Below are 16253 nucleotides of genomic sequence, written 5' to 3'. Positions count from 1 at the left end.
GCGCTCACCATTTGAAATAGATGCTGTTCGACACCGTGCGTGCCTTGGCAACGTACTTGTTCAGGGCGACGCGGCGTCCATTGCCGCCCCCGCCCATGGTGTCTTTGGCAGAGCCCTGGACCAGATGGTCCAGCGCGCCGTCGATGCGCTCGTGCAGCCCTTTGAGCGCCTGGATGACGTCCTCGTCGGTCGCATCCGGACCCGCGAAGGAATGGTGTTTCAGATCGGTGCATACCTTGAAGCGGTTGACGAAGGCCTCGGCTTCCTTCTCCGTCATCTCGCCGAGGAGGCCGTAGGCGATCTTGATCAGTTCCGGATCGAGCGCATTGAGAAAGCCGTCCTGGGTCGTTGCGTCCTTCAACAGGTGGGAGAGGTGCCGCTGCTCGGTCTGGGTGAAGCGCTTGGCATGGGCGCTGAGGATGTTGCGGCACCGCTGCTTGGCGCTCTTGCACGACTTGGCGGGGCGCCGTTCCTTTTTGGGTGGGATGCGCTCGTCCACGTAGACCAACACCATGCGCTGGTAGCGATGGGGGAACTGCTTCAAGGCCCGGTCCACGCCTTTCGACTTCGACTTGAGGATGACGTTTGACCTCCCCTTGGCCGAGAGGTGGGTGCGGAGGTAGCCCTCGCAGGATTCCGCGCGGTCATAGGCGAGCTTGCCGTTGCCTCCTTTGTAGCTGGTACTGCGCGGGTCCGCGTAGCCTTCGAACTCGATCTTCATGGCCGGCAGCAGCGCGCCCTTGTGGGCATTGATGGCATCGACCACCCGCTGCAGGGCCTGCTTGTCGTCGTCGGTGAGCGCCGTGCTGTTGGTGGCGAAAAACACCTGCGCGATTACTGGCGGGTCGGCATGCGGTGTCGACCAGCTCATCACCTGATCGCCCTTCGGCTGGCCTTTCTTCTGGCGCGCCACGATCCGGCCGGTGCGCTGCCTGGCGCTGCGCTGCTGGACGACATGGGTCAGTTCATGGGCCAGCAGCTGCTTGCCCGATGCACTGTCCAGCGACGGCGCATCGCGTGACAGCACCACATGTCTGCCGGTGGTGTAGGCGTGCGCATCCAGGGCCTGGGCCGATGCCGCTGCCGACGCGTCGGCATGAATGCGGACGTCGCCGAAATCATGGCCGAAGCGGGGTTCGAACCAGTCGCGCGTGCGTCGGTCCAGCGGCGTGCCCGGTGCACGCACGACCTCGGCCACGCCGCTGGCCGCGGGCTCGACGTCCAGGCTGCCCGCCGCGCTTGCGGTGGCGATCGGGGGCGTCCGCGCACGATCGACGGTGGCCGGGCCCGATGGTCCGTGCGGTGGTGGCGGAAACGTCGGTGGCAGCGCCATGCGCATGACCTGCGCGGCGACATGGTCGGCCTGCGCTTCGAGCGGATCGCCGGGCGGGGTCATCCGCAGGGTCGCCGGGATCGGTCCGTCGGGGGGTATCGGTGCGCGATGGGGGCTTTGCGCACCGGGTAGATACGGGCGGGCTGGCGTGTCGTTCGGGCCCGTCGGGTGCCGGTGCGTGTCCGGCCGGCCAAGGGTCGTGCGCATGCCCTCTCCTTCGGCTGTCGGGCGAGTCATGGCGGAGCGGGAAGCAGGGGCACTGTCGCGCGCCAAGCAAGGTCGCCCCGGCCGGCATGGGCTCGCTACCGGTTGTGTGTGGCAGGTGTCTCTAGGAACTATAGACGGCGCGGCTGACCGCCTTGTCGGTGCGGCGGCCGCCACGGCGCGGGAGGCTCAGTCGCCGCCGGTCTTCAGCTTGTTGATCGCCAGGGTGGCGGCGGCGGTGCGGGTTTCGACGCCGAGCTTGGCGAAGATGTGCTCGAGGTGCTTGTGCACCGTGCGCGGCGACAGGCCGAGGATGTCGCCGACGTCGCGGTTGGTCTTGCCCTTGCTCACCCAGTACAGCACCTCGGCCTCGCGCGCGGTCAGGCCGAAGGCCGGCAGCAGGGCGTCGATGCTGGCGCGGTCGGACTCTTCGCGCAGGCCGAGCAGCCATTCGCCGTCGGGCGTCTGCTCGTGCAGGTTGAAGGTCAGCCGCCGGTCGCCGGCACTGAGCGACAGCGGCAGCGGCGCACGGCCGTCGCTGCGGGTGGCGGCGGCCGATTCGATCCATTGCAGCAGCTGGCGCGGCGCGCGCTCGGTCTCGGTGCCGAGGAAGTCGGCCAGCAGGCGGCGGGCCAGCGGCGTTTGCCACACCAGCGCGCCGGTGGACAGGCGCACCGCCACGGTGGCCTGGCCGCTGGCGTCGAGCGCGTTGCGCGCCAACGACATCTGCCGCGCGCCGTGCATGTGGGCGGCGATGCGGGCCAGCACCTCGGGCGGGCGGATGGGCTTGGTGACATAGTCGATGCCGCCGGCGTCGAAGGCGGCGACCACATGCTCGGTCTCGGTGAGGCCGGTCATGAAGACGATGGGAATGTGCGCGGTGCCGAAGTCGGCCTTGAGCCGGCGCGCCACCTCGAAGCCGTCCATGCCCGGCATCAGCGCGTCGAGCAGGATCACGTCGGGCTGCTGGCGTGCCGCGCGGGCCAGTGCCGAGGGGCCGTCGGTGGCGACCAGCACGGCATAGCCGGCCGCGTCGAGCGCATCATGCAGCAGCGCGAGGTTGTCGGGGATGTCGTCGACGATCAGGACGACACGCGGGGCGGCGGGCTCAGACATCGGCATCCTGCGAAATGAGATGCATGATGGCATCGAACTCGAAGGCGGTGGCCATCTGGCGGATGCGTTCGGCAAAAGGCGCGTAGCGCGCATCGCGTGCTTCGATGGCGTCGAGCTGGGCGAGGATGCCGCGCACATAGCCCATCTCGACCGCGTCGGCGAGCGCGTCGAGCGCATCGTCGGGCGGCATGACGAGGGTGCCCGGCGGGGGCGGTGGCGAGGCCTCGGCTTTGTGCGTCCAGGTCAGGCCGAGTCGCTGGCCGATCCAGTCGAGCAGGGCGTCCATCTTGAAGGGCTTGAGAATGAAGTCTTCGGGCGGCAGGCCGACATCGTTGTCCAGGCCCTTGTCGAAGGCGTTGGCCGAGAGTACGGCGATGTTCACCTCGCGCGCCTTGCCCTGGCGGATGCGGCGGATGCTCTCCCAGCCGTCGATGCCGGGCATGGCCAGATCCATGAAGATGAGGTCGGGCTGGAAGGCGTCGAGCAGCTTGAGGCATTCCAGCCCCGAGGCGGCCTGCGTGACCTTGAAGCCGAGGAATTCGAGGATGCCGGCGAGCATCTCGCGGTCATCGCGCTCGTTGTCGACGATCAGGATGCGCTTGCGCGGGCCTTCGTAGCCGGTGCGCTGGCGCGGTGCCTGCGGCATGGCCGCCTCGGCGCCATGCATCTGCGGCAGAAACAGGCGCACGATGAAGCGGGTGCCGGCGGTGGCGCTGCGGTCGAGCTTGAGCTCGCCGCCCATCACGTCGGCGAACATGCGGCTGATGGTCAGCCCCAGGCCGGCGCCGCCGGTCTTGCCCGCGGTGCTGCCGCGGCCGAAAGGTTCGAACACGCGCTCGATGTCCGCCTCGGCGATGCCCGGGCCGCTGTCTTCGATGGTGAAGGTGCCCATCTCGCGTGCGTAGTGCACGCCGAAGCGCACGCCGCCACGCTCGGTGAACTTGACCGCGTTGCCGAGCAGGTTGATGAGGATCTGGCGCAGCCGCTTCTCGTCGGCCCGCACCACGGCCGGCAGCGTGCCCTGCGGCTGGTAGTCGAAGCTCAGATCCTTGCGGGTGGCCTGCAGCTCGAACATGCGCACGATCTGGTGCAGGAAGGCGGGGAAGTCGATGGCGCGCGGCTCGAGCGTGAGCTTGCCGCCCTCGATGCGGGCGATGTCGAGCGTGCCCTCGATCAACGACAGCAGGTGGTCGCCGCTCCTGCGGATGACACTGATCGCCTGCCGCCGCTGCGGCGGAATGGCCTCGTCGCCGTCGAGAATCTGCGCATAGCCGAGAATCGAATTGAGCGGGGTGCGCAGCTCATGGCTGATGGCAGTGATGTAGCGGCTCTTGGCCTGGTTGGCCAGCTCGGCCACCTGCTTGGCCTGCTGCAGCGCGTCGTCGGTGCGGCGGTGATCTTCGATCTCCTGCATCAGCAATGCGGTCTGGCGATTGGACTCCTCCTGCGCCACCTGGCGGCTCTTGTGCGTGAGCACCAGCCACCAGGCCACCACCGCGCTGACCAGCACCAGCGCGGCAAACACTTTGAGCAGGGCCGCGCCCAGCGCCGGGCCGACCGTGGCCGCCGCCTCGCCCGGCACCCGCAGCTCCTGGTAGTAGAGCATGCCCAGCAGCAAGGCGAGGAAGGGCAGGATCACCGCCATCAGCATCAGGTAGTGCCCCAGGCCGCTGTCCAGATACGGCCACAGGCGCTCGGGCAGCAGGCGCTGCATGGCTGCGGTCCATTGCGACGACAGGCGCGCATGCGGCTTGCACTGATCGTGGCAGCGGGCGTCGAGCGAGCAGCACAGCGAGCAGATCGGGCCGCCGTAGGCCGGGCAGCGCGAGATGTCGTCGGCCTCGTACTCGCGCTCGCAGATCACGCAGCGGCAGCTGTGTGCGTCAAACGTGTCGGGCGTGCGCGCGATGTAGTAGCGCCCGCCGGTGGCCCAGGCGATCAGGGGCGAGGCTACCAGCGCGGTGACCAGCGCGATCAGTGCCGAGAAGGCCTGGGCGCCGTCGCCGAAGAGGCCGAAGTAGGCCGCCACCGACAGCGCCGAGGCGAGCAGCATGGCGCCCACGCCGACCGGGTTGATGTCGTAGAGATGGGCGCGCTTGAACTCGATGCCCGGCGGCGACAGCCCCAGCGGCTTGTTGATGACCAGGTCGGCCACCACCACCATCAGCCAGGAGATGGCGATGTTCGAATACAGCCCGAGCACCCGCCCCAGCGCCTGGAACACGTCCAGCTCCATCAGCGCCAGCGCGATGCCGGTGTTGAACACCACCCACACCACCCGGCCCGGATGGCTGTGCGTCAACCGCGCGAAGAAGTTCGACCATGCCAGCGAGCCGGCGTAGGCATTGGTGACGTTGATCTTGAGCTGCGATACCACCACCAGCGCCAAGGTGGCGGCCACCGCCCAGCGGTGATCGGAAAAGACGTATTCGTAGGCCACCAGGTACATCTGGTTGGGATCGAGCGCGCGCTCCGGCGGCACCGCATGGCTGATCGCCAGATAGGCCAGCATGGCGCCGCCGAGCATCTTGATGACCCCCGGCACCACCCAGCCCGGCCCGCCGATGAGCACCGCCAGCGTCCACCGGCGGCGATTGCGCGCGGTGCGCTCGGGCATGAAGCGCAGGTAGTCCACCTGTTCGCCCATCTGGGTGATCAACGCGATGCCGACGGTGAGCGCCGCGCCGAAGCCGAGCAGGTCGAAACGGCCGTGCTGGCCGTCGGTGCCGGGGTAGGCGACCAGGCCGGCGAGCACGCCGGGGTTCTCGCCCAGCACATAGACGAAAGGCACCACCAGCAGCACGATCCACAGCGGCTGGGTGACCACCTGCAGCCAGCTGATGACGGTCACGCCATGGGTCACCAGCGGGATCACCACCAGCGCGCAGATCAGGTAGCCCCAGGCCGGCGGGATGTCCAGCGCCAGCTCCAGCGCATAGGCCATGATCGCCGCCTCGAGGGCGAAGAAAATGAAGGTGAAGCTGGCGTAGATCAGCGAGGTGATGGTCGAGCCCAGGTAGCCGAAGCCGGCGCCGCGGGTGAGCAGGTCCATGTCCAGCCCGTAGCGGGCGGCGTACTGGCTGATCGGCACGCCGGCCAGGAAGATGATCAGCCCGGTGGCGAGGATCGCCCAGAACGCGTTCCAGAAACCGTAGCTGACCAGCAACGCACCGCCCACCGCCTCCAGCACCAGGAAGGCCGAGGCGCCGAAGGCGGTGTTGGCGACGCGCATCTCCGACCACTTGCGGAAGCTGTGTGGCGTGAAGCGCAGCGCGTAGTCTTCCAGCGTCTCGCGCGCCACCCAGCTGTTGTAGTCGCGCCGCACCTTGATGACACGCTGCGCCGGCGCGCGGCGGGCGTCGTCGGCAAGCGGTGACGGAGAGGGGGTGGCAGTGGTGTTCGGCACGCCCGATAGCATACCGGTCGCGCGGGCCGGCGCGCATGCGCACAACAGCGTAGGGCGGCCAGGGCGGCGCGATTCGGGGCGGTAAAAACGGAAAGGGCCGAGTCTTTCGACTCGGCCCTTGGTGTCCTGGTAGGCCGTGCGTGGCTCGAACACGCGACCAACGGATTAAAAGTCCGCTGCTCTACCAACTGAGCTAACGACCCGTAAGGAAGCGCGAATTATAGGAACCGATCCCTACCCTGTCAAGGCGATCCGAGAGAAATTTCGGGAGGTTTGCCACCGATGTAGCGGGTGGGGTCGTCCACGCCGGCGTCGAGAAAGCCGGCGCGGCGCAGGCGGCAGGCTTCGCAACGGCCGCAGGCGCGACCGCCGTCGTCGGCCTGGTAGCAGGTGACGGTCTGCGCGTAGTCGACGCCCAGCGCGTTGCCGCGGCGGATGATCTCGGCCTTGCTCAGCGAAATGAGCGGTGCGTGGATCGTCAGGCGTTCGCCTTCGACGCCGGCCTTGGTGGCCAGATTGGCCATGGTTTCGAAGGCCTGGATGTATTCAGGCCGGCAGTCCGGATAGCCGGAGTAGTCGACCGCGTTGACGCCGACGAAGATGTCGCGGGCGCCGAGCACTTCGGCCCAGGCTAGGGCGATCGACAGCATCACGGTGTTGCGCGCCGGCACATAGGTGACCGGGATCGGTGACGCTTGGGTGCCGCGGGCGTCGATCGGGATGTCGATGGTGGGGTCGGTCAGCGCCGAGCCGCCGAACTGGCCCAGGCCGACGCGCGCCAGGCGATGCTCGGCGGCGCCCAGGCTGTCGGCGACGCGCTTGGAGGCGGTCAGCTCGGCGGCATGGCGCTGACCGTAGGCGACGGACAGGGCGTAGCACTCGAAGCCCTGTTCGCGGGCGATGGCGAGGCAGGTGGCCGAATCGAGCCCGCCGGAGAGCAGGACGACGGCGCGGCGCGGCGGCAGTTCGGTGGATTCACTCATGATGGTTATCGGCCGCGGGCGTCGGCCCACAGCACTTTGTGCAGTTGCATTTGAAAGCGCACCGGCAGGCGGTCGCGCACGATCCATTCGGCCAGATCGGCAGGGTCGAGCTGGCCGGCCACCGGCGAGAACAGCACCGGGCAGCGGGTGGCCAGCGCGCGGGTGCGCAGTTGCTCGCAGGCCCAGGCGTAGTCCTCGGCGTCGGCGATGACGATCTTGAGCTCGTCGCGGTCGGTGAGCAGCGCCAGGTTGTCCCAGCGGTTCTTGTCGAGTTCGCCGGAGCCAGGGGCCTTGAGGTCCATGATGCGGCTGACGCGCGGGTCGACCGGGGCGATGTCGAGCGCGCCGCTGGTCTCCAGTGAGACGTCGTAGCCGGCGTCGCACAGGGCGGTGAGCAGCGCGAGACAGCCTTTCTGGGCCAGGGGCTCGCCGCCGGTGACGCAGATGTGCGGCAGGCCGTGGTGGGCGATCTCGTCGAGGACCGCCGCCAGCGTCCGGGTCTGACCGCCGGTGAAGGCGTACTCGGTATCGCACCACACACAGCGCAGCGGACAGCCGGTGAGGCGGACGAACACCGTCGGCAGGCCGGCGCGCGAGGCTTCGCCCTGGACGGATGCGAATATTTCCGTCACCCGCAAGCGGGTGACGGAGGGGGTAATGCTCATACGGCGGCTCAGCTACCGAGGCGCTGCTTGGCCGACTTGGCGGCGGCGCTGTCGGGGTACTGATCGATCACGGCCTTGAGCGTTTTCTGCTCGAGGCGACGCTCGCCCATGGCGCGCTGGGCATTGGCCACGCCAAGCAGGGCGTCCGGTGCGCGGGCGTCCTGCGGCCACTGGTTGACCACGGTGTTGAAGTGCTGTGTGGCACGGGCCGTGTCCTTGGCCTGCAGGGCGGCGCTGCCGGCCCAGAAATGGGCGCTCGGCAGGAAGCTGCTGCCCTGGTAGGCGGCAATGAAAGCGTCGAAGGCGTCGGCCGCCTCGGGGTATTTGCCCCCCTTGAGCAGGTTCAACGCACTTTCGTAATCGCGGGATTCCGCCGCGGGGTCGATCTGGGTCGATGGGCCGGCGCCCCCGGTTTCCAGCTTGCGCAGACGGGCGTCGAGGTCGACATAGAAGTCTTGCTGACGCTTCTTCACCGATTCGATGTCGTGCATCATCAGCTCGACATCGCCGCGCAGTTTGGCCACCTCGGCCTTCATGGCCTCGATCTGGTTGGCCAGTTGCAGGTTCGCCCGTGAGCTGGCCTCGAGCGTATCGAGGCGTGCGGCGTGCTCGTCGCGCATGCGGATGATTTCCTTGCGCGCTTCGGCATCGTCGAACAGGCCAGCATGTGCCGGCCACGTGAGCATCGCTGCAACCAGCGCTATCCAGGGGGCCGGCCGCATCATCAGAATTCCCCGGCGTAGAGCATTTCGCCGCGACGGTTCTCGGCGTAGCACGCTTCGGTACGCTCGGTGCAGCGCGGCTTCTCTTCACCCAGGCTGACCGATTCGATCTGCGTTTCTTGTGCGCCGAGCAGCATCAGGGCCTTCTTGATGGCGTCGGAGCGCTTCTGGCCGAGCGCGAGGTTGTACTCGCGGCTGCCGCGTTCGTCGGCGCTGCCCTGGATCAGCATTTTCATCTGCGGATTGGCGACCAGGAAGCGGGCATGGGCTTCGACCAGCGGCATGAACTCACCGCGGATGGTGAAGCTGTCGTAGTCGAACATCACCGAACGTTTGGACAGGATGTTGTTCGGGTCGCGCAGGGCGGCCAGACCGGCACCTTGCGGCTGATCGGGGCGGACGGTCGGGATCGAGCCGGCAGAGCTGGCCGAGCGGTCTTCGACAGCGGCGCCCTGATCAGAGCTCATCGGGGTGCTCGAGCAGCCTGCGAGCAGGCTGAGTGCGAGCATGGAGGCGGCGAGGGGGTAACGCATTGAATAGACTCCTTGAGTCATGAGGTTGCTAGTCATCGACTAGCGGGGCAAAGGTCCCCAGGCGGGTTCACGCACGTCGGCGGCCTGGACCGAGAGACGTTGCTTGATTCGCCCGTCGGACGAAACAGCGGCAAGCACCCCCCGGCCGCCGATCTCTGTTGCGTAGAGAATCATACGGCTGTTGGGGGCAAAGCTGGGCGACTCGTCCCGACCGGTGTCGGTCAGGACGGCAAACTGGCGGGTGGCCACATCCATGATCGCCACCTGGAAACCATTGGCGGTGCGGGCGATGTAGCTCATGGTCTGGCCGTCGGGCGAGGGGCGCGGCGTCACGTTGTAGCTGCCCTCGAAGGTGACGCGCTCGGCGCGCCCGCCCTGGGTCGAGATGCGGTAGATCTGCGGGCTGCCGCCCCGGTCGGAGGTGAAGTAGATCCACTTGCCGTCATGGCTGAAGGCCGGCTCGGTGTCGATGCTCGACGAGCTGGCCAGGCGGGTGACGCCGGAGCCGTCGGGGTTGACGGTGTATAGCTGCGACAGGCCGTCCTTGGTCAGCACCACGGCCAGGCGGTTGCCGTCGGGCGACCAGGCGGGGGCGGAGTTGGAGCCCTTGAAGTTGGCGGCCACCGCACGCAGGCCGGTGGCCAGGGTGTGGACATACACCACCGGCTTTTTCGCCTCGAAGGAGACATAGGCCAGGCGACTGCCATCGGGCGACCAGGAGGGCGAAATGATCGGTTCGTTGGAGGCCAGCGCGGTCTGCGGATTGGCGCCGTCGGAGTCGGCGATCTGCAGCTTGTACTGGTTGCCGCTCTTGACGACATAGGCGATCTGCGTCGAGAACACGCCTTTGAGGCCGGTGATGCGCTCATAGATGACGTCGGCGATGCGATGGCCGGTGGCGCGGTACTGGGCCGGCGTCATGGTCAGCGTGAGGGCGTCGAGCTGGGCCTCCTGGCGGGTGTCGTAGAGGCGCACGCGCACTTCGTACTTGCCGCTTTGCGCCGGCACCACGGTGCCTACCGCAATGGCGTCGGCACCGCGGGTGCGCAGGTAAGCGAAATCGGGCGGCACGGACTCGCCCATCGGGCGCGGCCCCATCTCGACCAGCGAGAACAGGCCGCTGCGCTCCAGGTCGCCGCGCACCACTTCGGTGACGCTGCGCGGCAGTTGCGCCTCGCCATCCATGACTGCCACCGCCACCGGGAAACGGTTGGCGCCCGCCCCGGTGATCTCGATCGACAACTGCGCGCGCGCCGGCGTGACGACGACGGTGAGCAGGGCGATCAACAAAAATCGAAACAAATCAGTCAGTTTCATCATCTCAGGTTCCCGGGGCGATTATACCGAACCCCTTCTATTGTTCTAGCGGGCGGAATTTGAACTCAAGTGTACGGGCAAAGAGGGCTTTGTCGTCGGGTGTCGGCAGCGGGCTGGACTTGCGGATCGCCCGTTCGATGGCTTCGTCCAGTGCGGCGTGGCCGGTGCTCTTCTTCAGGCGCAGTTCCATCACCGTGCCGTCGGGCAGTTGGTCGACGACGAAGGTGGCTTCTGGATTGCCGCTGACCCCAGGCGGCAGCATGATGTTGCCGCGCACCTTGACCCGAATGGCATTGATGTAGCTGTCCAGTGCCCGCCCGCGTGCCGCTGATCGCAGTTCCTGCTTGAGCAGTTCGGCGTCGCGCGCACGCTGCGCATCCATCGCCAGCAGTTCCTGCATGCGGTCGTCTTCGATGGCCTTGGAGCGGTCGACCTTCGGCTCGGGCTTCGGCGCCGGTTTGGGGGTGGGCTTGGGTTCCGGCTTTTTCGGTTCGGGCTTCTTGGGCTCCGGTTTCGGTTCCGGTTTCTTCGGCTCGGGTTTCTTCGGCTCGGGCTTTTTCGGTTCTGGCTTCTTTTCCGGGATCTTGATCTCGGGCGCCTTGGGCTCGGGCTTCGGTTCCGGCTTGGGTTCGGGTTTCGGCGTCGGCTTCGGCTCCGGTTTGGGTTCGGGCGGCGTTGCCCGCACGGGCACCGACGGCGGTGCGCTCACCAGGGCGACCTGGACGCTCGCCGGCGGTTCGTTCTGCCAGCGCACGCCAAAGAACAGGAAAGCCGCCAATGCCAGGTGCACCAGCGCGGCGAGCACGAACGACAGGCGTTTGCCCGGTTCCGGGCGGTCCTGCATGTGCGTCATCGTTTGGCGGCCGGCTCGCTGTCACCGCGCTGGACCAGCAGGCCGATCTTGTCGATGCCGGCGCGTTGCAGCGCGTCCATGACTTTGAGGACCGCGTCGTAGCGCGCTTCGCGGTCGCCGGCGATGAGCACCGCCCGCGCCGGGTTGTCCAACTGTTGTTGGCGGAGTTCGGCGACGGCGGCCTCGAGCGGCATCGGCACCGGCTCCTGGGCAGCGTCGCGCAGGGCCACCGTGCCGTCGGCCTGGACGACGACCCGGAGCGGCTCGGCCGGCGTCTGCGAGGCCTTGCCGACGCTGGGCAATTCGACGCTACCGGTCTGGATCATCGGCGCGGTGACCATGAAGATGACGAGCAGCACCAGCATCACGTCGATGTAGGGCACGACGTTGATCTGGTTCATCAGGCGGCGCTCACGCATGGCGACTCCTCCGCTCAGCGCAACTGGCGCTGCAGGATGTTGGAGAACTCTTCCATGAAGCTCTCGAGGCGGATGGACAGGCGATCGATGTCGTGGGCGAAGCGGTTGTAGGCCACCACGGCCGGAATCGCCGCGAACAGGCCGATAGCCGTGGCGACCAGGGCTTCGGCAATGCCGGGGGCGACATGGGCGAGCGTGGCCGAGGTGACGTTCGACAGCCCGCGGAAGGCGTTCATGATCCCCCACACCGTGCCGAACAGGCCCACGTAGGGCGACACCGAGCCGACCGAGGCGAGGAAGGCCAGATGAGCTTCGAGCTCATCGACCTCGCGTTGGTAGGTGGCGCGCATGGCGCGGCGCGCGCCGTCCACCACGGTGGCGTGGTCGGCGTTCTTGGCGCGCAGCTTGGAGAATTCGCGATAACCCGATTCGAAGATGCGCTCCATCGGGCCTGTGTTGTGGCGGTCGTTGCCGGCGCTCTGGTAGAGGCTGTTCAGGTCGCCGCCGCTCCAGAAGCTGCGCTCGAAGTGGAGCGACTTGCGCCGCGCGCTGCCGATGGAGAACCATTTGCGGAAGATCCAGTACCAGGACATGAAGGAGAGGCCCGCCAGCAGGGCCATCACCAGTTTGACCAGCAGGCTGGCTTCGGCGATGAGGGAGAGGATCGACAGGTCTTGTGTGATTGGCATGGTCAGCCCGGTTGGCCCGGGTTCAGTGTTTTTCGAATGTGATCGGGGATGGCTGCGGCCCGGTTTCGCCGAGTGTCCAGGCAGGCGACAGTGACCGTGGCGTCGAACAGGAGTTCCGTGCCGCGCATGATTTTCTGCGAAAACGCCAGGCTGGCCCGTTTCAGCGTGCCCACCGCAGTGACGATTTCCAGCGTGTCGTCGAGGCGGGCGGCCCGCAGATAGTCGCCCTCGACCCGGCGTACGACGAAGGCTATGCCGGTGTCGGTGAGCAATTGCTGCTGATCGAAGCCCCGTTGTCGCAGCCATTCGGTGCGCCCGCGCTCACAGAAGCGCCAGTAGCTGCCGTAGTACACAACGCCGGCCGCATCGGTGTCTTCGTAATACACGCGGATCGTCAGGGTGTCGGGGGCGAGCGCGATGGCCGGATCGGTAGGGAGCATCGCGCTATTTTAGCCGAGAGCAGCCCGGCTGTTGCGTCGCATTCCTGGTGCAATCCTTAACAAAACTTTTCGTCGCGTAGGCGCACAATAGTTTTGAAGGCATTGCTGCGATGACAATTGTGCGGTGTTATTCTGAGCTTGCAGTGCGCATGTTGCACTGCGAATACGCGCCCGGTTCGCTGTGCGCCGACCCCCCCAGGTGATCGAGTCATCGTGCAGGTATGCGCTGGCCGTCATGATGGGTGGGGACGTCCGCGCGGTGGACGGGAGGGAGACAATCTTGGTGGGTTCGTCACATAAAAAAACATCGGGCAACGGGACCGGAAAAGGGCCGCGTTCCGAGCTGTCGACGCTGGATTTCGGCGCTGCGGGCGGCGATGTGGCGCGCGCGCTGGCTGAGTGCGCGGGCAAGATCGAAGTGCAGGAGGGGGGCGATGCCTTTGCCGGCGTGGCCGAAGATGCCGCCGTGCTCTATGCCAATGGTCAGAATGACCTGGCTGCCCAGGTGCTGAGCGACTTCGTCGCCGGGCTGACGCCAGGCCAGGGCGAGCCGATGTGGCTGATGCTGCTCGATCTCTACAAACTCTCCGGCAAGCGCGCCGAATTCGACGAGTGCGTGATCGCCTACGCGCGCAGCTTCGAGAAATCTCCGCCGCCTTGGGATGTGGCCGATACCCCGACCAGCACCAACGGCGCGCCGGCGGCGCCGGCGGTGGCCCTGGGTGCGGCGCTCACCGACCAGGTGGCCAAGCAGTTCGAGCGGGTGCGCGAAGCGGGGCGCAAGAGTGGTGCGGTGCGCATCGACCTGTCGCGCCTGCGTTCGGCCGACGAGGCCGGCTGTGCCTTGCTGCGCACGCTGATCGCCGACCTCAAGGACGCCGCCGTGACGATCCGTCTGGCGGGGGCCAGTACCGTCGCCAACATGCTCGGTGGCCAGGTTCTGGCCGGCCGGCGCGAGAACCAACAGATGTGGCTGCTGCTGCTCGACATGCTCCAGCAGACCGATGAAATCGAGCGCTTCGAAGAGGTCGCGCTCGACTATGCGATCACCTTCGAAGAGTCGCCGCCCTCCTGGGAGCCCAAGGCGGTGGCCGAACTGGTATCGACGACCTCCGAGCTGGCCTCGGCGGTGCAGATGGACGAAGGCTTCGTGCTCGAAGGCGAGGTGATGGGCGCCAACGCCGATCCCTTGCGTCAGCTGGCGGCCTATGCGGCCGAGCGCAATCATGTGGAAGTGGACTGTGCGCGCCTGCGCCGGCTCGACTTCGTGTGTGCCGGCAGCCTGTTCAATGTGCTGGCGCAACTGCAGGGGCAGGGCAAGCTGGTGGTGCTCAAGAACGTCAACGCCATGGTGGCCGCGTTGCTGCGCGTGATGGGCATCGATCAGGTCGCCCGCTTGCAATTGCGGCGATAGGCCCCAGATGGGTTCAATTGCCGGGGTGCTGCGTCAATCGCACGGACGGCGTTAACCACACGTCCCCAAGCGGGCGATTCGGAATCGGCATGGAACAGTATCACGGCACCACCATCCTCTCAGTACGGCGCGGACGGCGCGTGGCGCTGGGGGGCGATGGTCAGGTGACGCTGGGCAACATCGTCATCAAGGGCAGCGCGCGCAAGGTGCGCCGCATTCATCACGACCGCATCCTGGCCGGCTTTGCCGGCGGCACGGCCGACGCTTTCACGCTCTTCGAGCGCTTCGAAGCCAAGCTCGAAAAGCACCAAGGCAATCTCTTGCGCAGCGCCGTCGAGCTAGCCAAGGACTGGCGCACCGACCGCATGCTGCGCCGGCTCGAAGCCATGCTGGCGGTGGCCGACGAGGAAAACTCCCTGGTCATCACCGGCAATGGCGATGTGCTCGAACCCGAGCAGGGCATCGTCGCCATCGGCAGCGGTGGCGCCTACGCCCAGGCGGCCGCGCGCGCGCTGCTGGAGAACTCCGACCTGCCGCCCGAGGAGATCGTCAGCAAATCGCTGGCGATCGCCGGCGACCTGTGCATCTACACCAATCAACATCACACCATCGAGGTGCTGGGCTGAGGTCCGGCATGCGAGCCGAGCAGATCATGACGCAAATGACCCCGCCGGAGATCGTCTCCGAACTGGACAAGCACATCGTCGGTCAGGGCCGCGCCAAGCGCGCCGTGGCCATCGCCCTGCGCAACCGCTGGCGTCGCGCCCAGGTGGCCGAGCCGCTGCGCAGCGAAATCACCCCCAAGAACATCCTGATGATCGGCCCCACCGGCGTCGGCAAGACCGAGATCGCGCGCCGCCTGGCGCGGCTGGCGAACGCGCCGTTCATCAAGATCGAGGCGACCAAGTTCACCGAGGTGGGCTATGTCGGCCGCGATGTGGACACCATCATCCGCGATCTGGCCGAAATCGCCGTCAAGGACGGCCGCGAGCGCGCCATGAACTCGGTGCGCGACCGCGCCTCCGATGCCGCCGAAGACCGCGTCCTCGACATTTTGTTGCCGCCGGCCCGCGGCGTCGGCTTCAGCAACGAAGAGGCGCCCGCCGCCGATTCGGGTACGCGCCAGAAATTCCGCAAGAAACTGCGCGAGGGCGAGCTCGACGACAAGGAGATCGAAGTCGATGTGGCGCTGCCGTCGATGAGCGCCGAGATTTTCGCCCCGCCGGGCATGGAAGAGATGACCCAGCAATTGCAGGGCATGTTCCAGAACCTCGGCGGCGGGCGCAAGAAGGCCCGCAAGCTGCCGATCAAGGAGGCCCTGCGCCTGCTCGCCGACGAAGAGGCCGCCCGCCTGATCAACGATGAAGAGGTCAAGGCCGAGGCGGTGCGTGCGGTCGAACAGAATGGCATCGTCTTCCTCGACGAGCTCGACAAGGTCGCCTCGCGCTCGGAAGCGCAAGGGGCGGATGTCTCGCGCCAGGGCGTGCAGCGCGATCTGCTGCCGCTGGTCGAAGGCACGACGGTGAGCACCAAGTACGGCATGATCAAGACCGATCACATCCTGTTCATCGCCAGCGGCGCCTTCCACCTGTCCAAGCCCAGCGACCTGATTCCCGAACTGCAGGGCCGTTTCCCGATCCGCGTCGAGCTCGACTCGCTCGGCGTCGATGATTTCGAGCGCATCCTCACCAGCACCGACGCCTGCCTGACCCGGCAATACGAAGCGCTGCTGGAGACCGAAGGCGTGAAGATCGACTTCCAGCCCGAGGGCATCCGCCGCTTGGCCGAGATCGCTTTCCAGGTCAATGAAAAGACCGAGAACATCGGCGCGCGCCGCCTGTACACGGTGATGGAAAAGCTGCTGGAGGAGATCTCCTTCAACGCCGGCAAGGCGGGTGTGGGCGATCTGGTGGTCAATGCGGCCTATGTGGATGACTGCCTGGAGGCCGTGGCTGAGCGCGAGGATCTGGCGCGCTACGTGCTGTAAACGTTTGCCATTCTCATGAAAAAGCCCCGCAGTTGCGGGGCTTTTTCGTTGTGCGCCCAGCATGGGCGCACTCCTGCGGGTGCGAGTCCCGCCGTAAGTTGATCACAGCGAACGAAGTGAAGCGCAACTGCGTGAGGGCGACCGAGCGTGGGGAGGAAGCGTGGAGCGTAAA

15 protein-coding genes and 1 tRNA gene are annotated in these 16253 nt (G+C 66.9%); 3 read left to right on the top strand and 13 right to left on the bottom strand.

Annotation, left to right across the window (positions count from 1 at the left end):
• Positions 1–4 precede the first annotated feature (4 nt).
• The 13 genes from I8J34_RS11300 to ybgC all read right to left on the bottom strand — a co-directional run bounded on the left by I8J34_RS11300 (position 5) and on the right by ybgC (position 12680).
• On the bottom strand, positions 5–1606 hold the full coding sequence (locus I8J34_RS11300) for an eCIS core domain-containing protein (protein WP_214361511.1): 1602 nt from the start codon (positions 1604–1606) through the stop codon (positions 5–7).
• A 120-nt stretch (positions 1607–1726) separates the two neighbouring features.
• Complete coding sequence (locus tag I8J34_RS11295; RefSeq protein ID WP_214361510.1) at positions 1727–2653, bottom strand: response regulator transcription factor; 927 nt, start codon at positions 2651–2653, stop codon at positions 1727–1729.
• Complete coding sequence (locus I8J34_RS11290; protein WP_230411800.1) at positions 2646–6059, bottom strand: hybrid sensor histidine kinase/response regulator; 3414 nt, start codon at positions 6057–6059, stop codon at positions 2646–2648. The genes I8J34_RS11295 and I8J34_RS11290 overlap by 8 nt, the downstream gene beginning before the upstream one ends.
• A gap of 127 nt (positions 6060–6186) precedes the next feature.
• Positions 6187–6262, bottom strand: a tRNA-Lys gene (locus I8J34_RS11285).
• A 39-nt stretch (positions 6263–6301) separates the two neighbouring features.
• The gene (queC, locus tag I8J34_RS11280; RefSeq protein ID WP_214361508.1) at positions 6302–7042 is read right to left on the bottom strand and encodes a 7-cyano-7-deazaguanine synthase QueC; all 741 of its coding nucleotides are present in this window, start codon (positions 7040–7042) and stop codon (positions 6302–6304) included.
• Positions 7043–7047: 5 nt separating this feature from the next.
• Positions 7048–7707 (bottom strand): 7-carboxy-7-deazaguanine synthase QueE, encoded by a 660-nt coding sequence (queE, locus tag I8J34_RS11275; protein WP_214361507.1) that lies wholly within the window; start codon positions 7705–7707, stop codon positions 7048–7050.
• A gap of 8 nt (positions 7708–7715) precedes the next feature.
• Entirely contained in the window at positions 7716–8393 is a 678-nt protein-coding gene (gene ybgF / locus I8J34_RS11270) for a tol-pal system protein YbgF (protein ID WP_230411799.1), read from the bottom strand.
• A 38-nt stretch (positions 8394–8431) separates the two neighbouring features.
• Positions 8432–8962, bottom strand: a complete 531-nt coding sequence (gene pal / locus I8J34_RS11265) for a peptidoglycan-associated lipoprotein Pal (protein ID WP_214361505.1) — start codon at positions 8960–8962, stop codon at positions 8432–8434.
• Positions 8963–9001: 39 nt separating this feature from the next.
• Positions 9002–10282: a Tol-Pal system beta propeller repeat protein TolB gene (gene tolB / locus I8J34_RS11260; protein ID WP_214361504.1), complete on the bottom strand. Its 1281-nt coding sequence runs from the start codon at positions 10280–10282 to the stop codon at positions 9002–9004.
• Between the two features lie 34 nt (positions 10283–10316).
• Positions 10317–11123, bottom strand: a complete 807-nt coding sequence (locus I8J34_RS11255; protein ID WP_230411798.1) for an energy transducer TonB — start codon at positions 11121–11123, stop codon at positions 10317–10319.
• A gap of 5 nt (positions 11124–11128) precedes the next feature.
• Positions 11129–11551: a protein TolR gene (gene tolR / locus I8J34_RS11250; RefSeq protein ID WP_214361502.1), complete on the bottom strand. Its 423-nt coding sequence runs from the start codon at positions 11549–11551 to the stop codon at positions 11129–11131.
• A gap of 14 nt (positions 11552–11565) precedes the next feature.
• Positions 11566–12240 carry a protein TolQ gene (gene tolQ, locus I8J34_RS11245; RefSeq protein WP_214361501.1) on the bottom strand — a complete coding sequence of 225 codons (675 nt, stop codon included), beginning with the start codon at positions 12238–12240 and terminating at the stop codon, positions 11566–11568.
• Positions 12241–12242: 2 nt separating this feature from the next.
• On the bottom strand, positions 12243–12680 hold the full coding sequence (gene ybgC / locus I8J34_RS11240; protein ID WP_214361500.1) for a tol-pal system-associated acyl-CoA thioesterase: 438 nt from the start codon (positions 12678–12680) through the stop codon (positions 12243–12245).
• Positions 12681–12963: 283 nt separating this feature from the next.
• On the opposite strand from ybgC, the gene I8J34_RS11235 reads away from it, so the two are divergent.
• The 3 genes from I8J34_RS11235 (at position 12964) to hslU (ending at position 16081) form a co-directional block, all read left to right on the top strand.
• Positions 12964–14094, top strand: coding sequence for an STAS domain-containing protein (locus I8J34_RS11235; RefSeq protein WP_230411797.1), 1131 nt, complete (start codon positions 12964–12966; stop codon positions 14092–14094).
• Between the two features lie 89 nt (positions 14095–14183).
• A complete protein-coding gene (gene hslV, locus I8J34_RS11230; RefSeq protein ID WP_214361499.1) occupies positions 14184–14720 on the top strand; it encodes an ATP-dependent protease subunit HslV in 537 nt (178 codons plus the stop codon).
• 26 nt (positions 14721–14746) lie between these two features.
• On the top strand, positions 14747–16081 hold the full coding sequence (gene hslU, locus I8J34_RS11225) for an ATP-dependent protease ATPase subunit HslU (RefSeq protein ID WP_214361498.1): 1335 nt from the start codon (positions 14747–14749) through the stop codon (positions 16079–16081).
• The last annotated feature ends 172 nt before the right edge of the window (positions 16082–16253 follow it).

It is taken from the genome of Denitromonas iodatirespirans, from assembly GCF_018524365.1.
GTDB lineage: Bacteria > Pseudomonadota > Gammaproteobacteria > Burkholderiales > Rhodocyclaceae > Nitrogeniibacter > Nitrogeniibacter iodatirespirans.
The sequence above is the reverse complement of the archived record's forward strand: the minus strand, read 5'-3'. Positions and strand labels throughout refer to the sequence as shown.

Excerpts from the sequence above, each read along its gene's own strand:
- I8J34_RS11295 (WP_214361510.1), bottom strand. The coding sequence starts at position 2,653 with ATGTCTGAGCCCGCCGCCCCGCGTGTCGTCCTGATCGTCGACGACATC.
- tolR (WP_214361502.1), bottom strand. The coding sequence starts at position 11,551 with ATGCGTGAGCGCCGCCTGATGAACCAGATCAACGTCGTGCCCTACATC.
- hslV (WP_214361499.1), top strand. The coding sequence starts at position 14,184 with ATGGAACAGTATCACGGCACCACCATCCTCTCAGTACGGCGCGGACGG.
- hslU (WP_214361498.1), top strand. The coding sequence starts at position 14,747 with ATGACGCAAATGACCCCGCCGGAGATCGTCTCCGAACTGGACAAGCAC.
- pal (WP_214361505.1), bottom strand. The coding sequence starts at position 8,962 with ATGCGTTACCCCCTCGCCGCCTCCATGCTCGCACTCAGCCTGCTCGCA.
- ybgF (WP_230411799.1), bottom strand. The coding sequence starts at position 8,393 with ATGCTCACGTGGCCGGCACATGCTGGCCTGTTCGACGATGCCGAAGCG.
- tolQ (WP_214361501.1), bottom strand. The coding sequence starts at position 12,240 with ATGCCAATCACACAAGACCTGTCGATCCTCTCCCTCATCGCCGAAGCC.
- I8J34_RS11255 (WP_230411798.1), bottom strand. The coding sequence starts at position 11,123 with ATGCAGGACCGCCCGGAACCGGGCAAACGCCTGTCGTTCGTGCTCGCC.
- ybgC (WP_214361500.1), bottom strand. The coding sequence starts at position 12,680 with ATGCTCCCTACCGATCCGGCCATCGCGCTCGCCCCCGACACCCTGACG.
- queC (WP_214361508.1), bottom strand. The coding sequence starts at position 7,042 with ATGAGTGAATCCACCGAACTGCCGCCGCGCCGCGCCGTCGTCCTGCTC.
- queE (WP_214361507.1), bottom strand. The coding sequence starts at position 7,707 with ATGAGCATTACCCCCTCCGTCACCCGCTTGCGGGTGACGGAAATATTC.
- tolB (WP_214361504.1), bottom strand. The coding sequence starts at position 10,282 with ATGATGAAACTGACTGATTTGTTTCGATTTTTGTTGATCGCCCTGCTC.